This is a genomic window from Streptococcus sp. 121, from assembly GCF_016458205.1.
GTDB lineage: Bacteria > Bacillota > Bacilli > Lactobacillales > Streptococcaceae > Streptococcus.
Map to the genome: position 1 here is coordinate 1 of NZ_JAEMED010000065.1, position 6,997 is coordinate 6,997.

Sequence of the window (6,997 nt, forward strand, 5' to 3'; positions counted from 1 at the left end):
GCATACGCTCAAGGCCTTGACACAAAATCCCCTTCTCTTTGCTTCACAACTAGGCTCAGCAGGCATCAATCTGCCAAATAAATTGTCCTATTTTTAGAAAAATGGTTGACAAATGGTAGAAAAATCTTGAGGAAGATTTTGAGCTTGCTGATAAAACTTTTGAAGAAAGTTTCAATGAAGTACGGCAAGACGAGCTAACACAGTAATAAAAGATAAACTAAAAGAGGATAATAGATAGGTCATGAATCAAGTAGTACTAGTTTGTAGAAATGTTTCCTGTATTACAAAAAGTTACAGGAGCAACACAGTTCTTTTAAGAAGGGGTCTTCGGTCTTTTTTTAATAGAAAATTATGATAAGATAGAATCATCAAGTAAGAAAGAGAATTCATTTAACATGAAATTAAACAAAAAAATTATGTTGGCATCCAGCTTGCTTCTTTCAGTATTTGCTGGAAATAACGATGCTCAGGCAACGGAGCAAGATGGAAACTGGACACCTCGTACAACGGAACAAATTCATGATAACCTCGTTCGTGAAAACGATACCTTGGCTTACACTGTTCAATATGGAGATACACTTGGACAAATTGCTGAAGCAATGGGTGTTGACATGGCCATCTTGGCTCGTTTGAACCAAATCGAAAATGTCAATGTCATCCAACCAGGTATGTTGCTTCGTGTAACCGTTGATGCCAACAATCAACCGTTGACATTTGAAGTTATCAATCCTCAAGTGGAAGGCCCAGCATCTCATGTTGCGAGCGTGGACTTGACTTCCCAAGAAATCTATACCCAAGATCAAGTCATCCCAATGTCCCAAACAACAGCCACAATCGTTGAAGAAGATAAGGGACCGACTTATATGGCAGTGCAACCTCCTGCAGCTAATCCAGCTGTAGAAGCAGCTAGTGCTCCTGCAGCTCCTCAATTGGTTGCTACTAGCACTGCAGCTCAAGAGGCTGGACAAGAAGTAGCACAGGCTGCTCTTGAAACACCAGCTCAACCAGCTGCAGAAGCTCCAGTAGCTCCAGCTCCTGAAGTAGCTGCTCCAACTCAACCAGCTGAGCAAGCACAAACTCCTGCACCTGCACAACCTGCAGCCCCAGCTACTGAAGAACTCTTAGCTGATGAGCTTCATGATCACGTTCATGACCATGCTGAAGAAGCCCCCCAACCAGCTGAGCAACCTGCAACACCTGCTCCAGCTCCAGTTGAAGAGCCAGCAGCTCCAGCCCCTGCACAAGCAGCTCAAACTTCTACACCGGTTGACACTTCAGGTCTTCAACCAGTTGCAGCTAACTTCATGCAGGATATTGCGAATCAATTTGGAATCACTGATTATTCTAAATACCGTGCAGGTGACCAAGACCACGGGCTTGGACTCGCGGTAGATGCAATGGTCTACAATGATACCGCTCTTGGTAACCAGGTTGCCCAATATGCTGTAGATAACATCAACAATGCCAATATTTCTTACATCATTTGGCAACAACGTTTCTATGCACCAGTGAATAATATCTATGGTCCAGCCAACACTTGGAACTTGATGCCAGACCGTGGTGGTGTAACAGCTAACCACTATGATCACGTACATATTTCCTTCAACGGTTAAGATATGGAATAATGCAGCCAGCCTAAGCTGGCTGCATTTTTGGAGGTTTCATGGCTAATTTAAAGGATATTTATTCGGAAGAAAAGTTGCAAGAGATTGTGACTGTGTTTGCTTCGGTAGAGTCTGCATTTCCGAAAGCTGAGTTTTTGGCTGCTGTTGGTAAAGAAGGCTGGGACTCTTTGAGTTTACGTCAGCGTCATGAGCGGTTGGCGCGTGCTTTGGTAGATAGCTTAAATCGCCCTTTTGAAGCAGTGGCGCCTTTTCTTCAAGAAGTGGGAGCTCGCGTTCAAGGTTTCTCATGGTTGTTTTTACCAGATGTGGTGGCTTTATATGGATTAGAGAATGTTCAAGATTCGATGGAGACGCTTGCGATTTTAACCGAGTCTTCCTCGGCGGAGTTTGCTATTCGATCATTTCTAGCTCAGAATTTCCCCCAGACTTTTGAGCAAATGAAGTCTTGGTCAGTGTCTGAGAATGAGCACCATCGGCGCTTGGCTAGTGAGGGTTTACGGCCTAATCTTCCTTGGGGGAAGAAGATTCCCGGATTGGAGATGCATCGGTTACAGATTTGGGAGCTTTTGGAGGAATTAAAAGGGGATGGTTCCCTCTATGTTCGAAAGTCTGTGGCTAATCACTTGAATGATTGGACCCGGACCCATCCAGAAGAGGTGCTGGATTTACTGGAGTCCTGGCAGGGTACGGGGCCTGAGACAGATTGGATCATTAAGCGGGCTGCGAGGAATCTACTCAAGGCCGGGCATCACCGGGCACTGGCTCTTTTTGGCTACAGGAGTCGCGAGGATGTGGAACAGGTCACTTGGTCTTTTCCTCAAAAAATAAAAAAGGGCGATCGAATGGTAGTGGATTATCAGGTCAGGGTGGGGCAGGCAGGGCCCCTCCGCTTGGAGTTGCAGATTGACTTTGTCAAAGCGAGTGGGAAGCAGTCGACTAAAATCTTTATGCTCAGAGATCGAGAGGCGGCAGAAATCGAAGGTCAGTGGCGCTACGACTGGCTGGATAAGACCACGCGTCGACATGCGAATGGTCCCCACGAACTGTGTCTTCTCTTAAATGGACAAATTCTAGCAGAGGGCGTTCTTGAGGTCAACGGCTTTGGTGATAAGGAATTGTGATGGTCGTCTTCAAGGATGGCAATTGGTCAAAATAGGGGGTCTGTGGTAGGATGGTACTATTGAAATCATGAAAGTGAGAGATAACAATGGATAAAATTGAAATTTTTGAGAACGATACCATTATTCAAGAGTATTTTGAAAAGCTGAAAGTTTTGGTTTCCAAAAAATCGATTTTTGCCCAACAAATTGGTCTGTTGGAGGTCGCCACACTTCTTCGGGACTATTTTCATGAGGCGGGAGCCGACGAGGTTGTGCTGGATTCTTCCTATGCGGCTCCCTTTGTCATGGCTCAATTTTTGTCGAATCGACCAGATGCTAAGACCTTGATTTTTTACAATCATTACGATACGGTCCCTGCGGACGGGGATCAGATCTGGACCGGGCAGCCGTTTGAGGTCAGCGTGCGCGATGGTTACCTGTATGGTCGGGGGGTCGATGATGATAAGGGCCATATTACAGCCCGCCTATCAGCCCTCAAGAAGTACCAGGCCGAGTCTGGTGGGGACCTTCCTGTCAATGTCATTTTTATTGTGGAAGGTGCAGAGGAATCTGCTTCTGTCGATTTGAATTTGTATTTAAAAAAATACCAAGAGCAGCTAGTAGGGGCAGATTTGCTGGTCTGGGAGCAAGGGCATCGAAACAGCAAGCACCAGTTGGAGATAGCGGGTGGTAATAAAGGAATTGTGACCTTTGATTTGTATGTATCCTCGGCTGCCCTGGACATCCACTCTTCTTTCGGTGGGGTGATTGATTCGGCGTCTTGGTATCTCATTTCCGCTCTAAATTCTATGAGGGCAGTGGATGGTCGGATTCTGGTCGAGGGAATTTACGATCAGGTGCAAGAACCTAACGAACGAGAGCTAGCTTTGGTGGAATCCCATGCTTTGGCGAGTCCAGAATCCTTTAAGGAAATCTATGGCTTGACCCTGCCATCTCTAGTGGAGGATCGCCGCGCATTCCTCAAACGTCTGTACTTTGAACCTTCCATTACCATTGAAGGACTATCCACAGGCTATTTGGGGCAAGGTGTGAAAACCATTATCCCAGCAGAGGCTCATGCCAAGATGGAGGTCCGTCTGGTTCCAGGATTAGATCCTGATGATGTTTTGGAAAAGATTCGTCAACACTTGGCCAAACACGGATTTGAACAAGTCCAGGTGGCATTTACCTTGGGAGAGAAGAGTTACCGGAGCGACATGTCGGCTCCTTCCATTTTAAAAGTGATTGCCCTGGCAGAGCAGTTGACACCAGAGGGTGTGGCTGTGCTACCGACATCCCCGGGAACTGGGCCCATGCATACGGTCTTTGAGGCTCTGGGAGTCCCGATTGCAGGCTTTGGCCTAGGTCATGCCAATAGCCGCGACCATGCAGGAGACGAAAACGTCAGCATTGCTGATTATGTCAGTCACGTGGAGCTGGTACAGGTTTTAATCGCTAGTTATGAGTAAAACAATGGCGGCTGTTGGCCGCCTTTTTGGAGGAAAGATGATACGAGAAGCAAGTGCCGAGGATTTGGATAAGATTTTAGCCATTTGGCTGGCAACCAATTTGGAGGCTCACGAATTTGTGGAGGCGTCCTATTGGCAGAACCAGCTTTTACAGGTTGCCCAAGCCATGGATACGGCAGAGGTCTATGTGGCTGAGGATTTTGGTTTTATTCAAGGCTTTATTGGTCTCCAAGGTTCCTACATCGCAGGTCTTTTTGTTGCCCAAGAATTTCAGGGACAAGGGGTGGGGACTCAGCTCTTAACCTTCGCAAAGGAGAAGCAGTCGTCTTTAACCCTCTCCGTTTTTGAAAAAAATAAAAAAGCAATTGCCTTCTATGAAAAGCAGGGATTCCGAGTGGAGAAAAGGGAGATCGATGCTGCGACGGGGGAGGAACAATTCTGGATGACTTCTGAGGCCGCTCACTAAAGAGGGGTTGAGTCCTAGAGCATCAAATATACGCTTTTAGTTTAGCTTTTGTTCCTGTGTTAGCTCGTCTTGCCGATAAAACTTTCGAAGAAAGTTTTATCGGCAAGTTCAAAATCTCTGAAAGAGATTTTGAGCTGTCTACGGCTTGCTGCCTTGTACTAAAAGAATATACAAGGAACAAACTGGTTTCTCACACTTTGTTTGTATGGAGTGATGAGCTGAAGGATGTCTAGGAATCCACTGCTTTTGAGGTTGGTGTTTTTAAGTGGCGAGCTGTTTGAAAAATACAAGGGGCAATACCAGTATTTAGAGCAGTAGTCATTTTTTAGAAAGACACAGATGGAAAAAGTGGTATAATAGGTTGCATTGGAGGTAAAGTTAGATGAAAACAGCAGTTTATCAAAAACCTGGACAGGTTGGCCTTGTTGAGGTCGACCGTCCTCAGATTCAAGATAGTCAAGATGCAATCATTCGGATTGTTCGGACTTGCGTCTGTGGTTCAGACCTCTGGCGTTATCGCGATGAAAATATGGAGTCTGGAGCTATGAATTCTGGTCATGAGGCAATTGGGATTGTGGAAGAAGTTGGTTCCGACATTACAACAGTCAAACCAGGTGACTTTGTCATTGCTCCCTTTACTCATGGTTGTGGAGAATGTGATGCTTGTCGGGCAGGGTTTGATGGAACCTGTGATAACCACATCGGCAATAACTGGTCTGGTGGAGTTCAAGCGGAGTACATTCGTTTCCACTTTGCCAACTGGGCCTTGATTAAAATTCCAGGTCAGCCATCGGATTACTCTGAAGGAATGCTGAAGTCCTTGTTGAGTTTGGCGGACGTCATGCCGACAGGATACCATGCGGCGCGTGTGGCAGATGTGAAGCCTGGTGATAAGGTTGTTGTTATTGGTGATGGAGCTGTTGGGCAGTGTGCGGTTATTGCAGCGAAGATGCGGGGAGCTTCCCAGATTATCATGATGAGCCGACATGCGGATCGCCAAGCCTTAGCTCTTGAGTTTGGAGCGACTGCTGTCGTAGCAGAACGTGGGCAAGAAGGAATTGCTAAAGTCCGTGAAATTCTCGGTGGCGGAGCGGATGCTGCGTTGGAGTGTGTGGGGACAGAGGCTTCTATTGATCAAGCCTTGGGAGTGCTTCACAATGGTGGTCGTATCGGTTTTGTCGGTGTGCCGCATTATAACAACCATGCTTTGGGATCAACCTTTGCGCAGAATATCACCATCGGTGGTGGTTCCGCATCGGTTACTACTTATGATAAACAAGTTCTTTTGAAAGCTGTCTTGGATGGTGACATTAATCCTGGTAAGGTCTTTACAACTTCCTATGCCTTGGAAGAGATTGATCAGGCTTACCAAGACATGGATCAACGGAAGTCTATCAAATCCATGTTGATCCTCGATTAATTTTACCTTTTGCTAGGTCAATCTGGACTATGAAAGCTCGTAGGAAACACAGGGGAGGACCTCCAATGTCATTAAGTTAAGGATTTCGAAAGCTCCTAAATCGAGCTTTCGAAATCTTTTTTTGCTATACTTAGGCTCAAGGAGGTGGATAGAATGCCAAATCAAGTAAAGAAGCAACTACGAAATAGTATTACTGCTGTGATAAAGCGAGATAGAGAAAGTTTGATTCACAACCCATCTGATTTTACTCGTAATAGGGAACTGTCTCTCGATAAAACGGTGAATCTAATCCTTGGCATGTCCGGGAAATCTATTTCTAAAGAATTGTTAGATGCTGATATTTGGATCACGGAATCTGCTTTTGTACGAGCTCGCTACAAGATAAAATCAATTGCTTTCCATAAAATATTCAAAGAATTCACCTTAAAAATCCCTATAAATGACTCAATCCCTATTCTAGCTGCAGATGGAAGTGACGTGAATATTCCTAGAAATCCAAAAGATGAGGGGACCTCTTTTCAAGTTGGTGAAGGAAATAAGCCGTATAACCTGATTCATCTGAACGCATTTTATGACCTTAACACAGGTATTTATACTGATGTCATCGTGCAAGATAAAAGAAGCGTAGATGAGCGACAAGCGGTCATTGATATGATGGAGGTGTCTCCCTTTTGAAACAGCTCTGGTAATCATGGATAGAGGATATGAAAGTTACAACCTTATGGCACATTTTGAGCAAAAAGGATGGAAATATATTATCCGTGTCCAGAATGGTCTGGAATCTTTTGCATCAAGATTTCATTTACCGGATACCTCAATTGAAAAAGAAGTTGCCATCAAATTGTCTAGGAATCAGACAAAACAGATGAAAAATCTTTATAAACAGTCTCCAAAAAAATATCGATTTGTACCCCATA

6 protein-coding genes and 1 pseudogene are annotated in these 6,997 nt (G+C 45.1%); all 7 read left to right on the plus strand.

Annotated features, from left to right (window positions below; all coding sequences use genetic code 11):
- Window positions 1-395: 395 nt before the first annotated feature.
- Complete coding sequence (locus tag JEQ21_RS10145; protein WP_199365284.1) at window positions 396-1,613, plus strand: LysM peptidoglycan-binding domain-containing protein; 1,218 nt, start codon at window positions 396-398, stop codon at window positions 1,611-1,613.
- Window positions 1,614-1,663: 50 nt separating this feature from the next.
- A complete protein-coding gene (locus tag JEQ21_RS09505; RefSeq protein WP_199365285.1) occupies window positions 1,664-2,746 on the plus strand; it encodes a DNA alkylation repair protein in 1,083 nt (360 codons plus the stop codon).
- Between the two features lie 86 nt (window positions 2,747-2,832).
- On the plus strand, window positions 2,833-4,194 hold the full coding sequence (locus tag JEQ21_RS09510) for a M20/M25/M40 family metallo-hydrolase (protein WP_199365286.1): 1,362 nt from the start codon (window positions 2,833-2,835) through the stop codon (window positions 4,192-4,194).
- 37 nt (window positions 4,195-4,231) lie between these two features.
- The gene (locus JEQ21_RS09515; RefSeq protein WP_199365287.1) at window positions 4,232-4,660 is read left to right on the plus strand and encodes a GNAT family N-acetyltransferase; all 429 of its coding nucleotides are present in this window, start codon (window positions 4,232-4,234) and stop codon (window positions 4,658-4,660) included.
- A gap of 382 nt (window positions 4,661-5,042) precedes the next feature.
- On the plus strand, window positions 5,043-6,080 hold the full coding sequence (locus JEQ21_RS09520; RefSeq protein WP_196091826.1) for a zinc-binding dehydrogenase: 1,038 nt from the start codon (window positions 5,043-5,045) through the stop codon (window positions 6,078-6,080).
- A 153-nt stretch (window positions 6,081-6,233) separates the two neighbouring features.
- A complete protein-coding gene (locus JEQ21_RS09525; protein WP_199365288.1) occupies window positions 6,234-6,755 on the plus strand; it encodes a hypothetical protein in 522 nt (173 codons plus the stop codon).
- A gap of 46 nt (window positions 6,756-6,801) precedes the next feature.
- Window positions 6,802-6,997 (plus strand): annotated as a pseudogene (locus JEQ21_RS09530) (IS4 family transposase); the annotation flags it as partial.

Bases quoted from the DNA above. Each gene is read 5' to 3' on its own strand.
- JEQ21_RS10145 (WP_199365284.1), top strand. From the start codon at position 396: ATGAAATTAAACAAAAAAATTATGTTGGCATCCAGCTTGCTTCTTTCA.
- JEQ21_RS09505 (WP_199365285.1), top strand. From the start codon at position 1,664: ATGGCTAATTTAAAGGATATTTATTCGGAAGAAAAGTTGCAAGAGATT.
- JEQ21_RS09510 (WP_199365286.1), top strand. From the start codon at position 2,833: ATGGATAAAATTGAAATTTTTGAGAACGATACCATTATTCAAGAGTAT.
- JEQ21_RS09515 (WP_199365287.1), top strand. From the start codon at position 4,232: ATGATACGAGAAGCAAGTGCCGAGGATTTGGATAAGATTTTAGCCATT.
- JEQ21_RS09520 (WP_196091826.1), top strand. From the start codon at position 5,043: ATGAAAACAGCAGTTTATCAAAAACCTGGACAGGTTGGCCTTGTTGAG.
- JEQ21_RS09525 (WP_199365288.1), top strand. From the start codon at position 6,234: ATGCCAAATCAAGTAAAGAAGCAACTACGAAATAGTATTACTGCTGTG.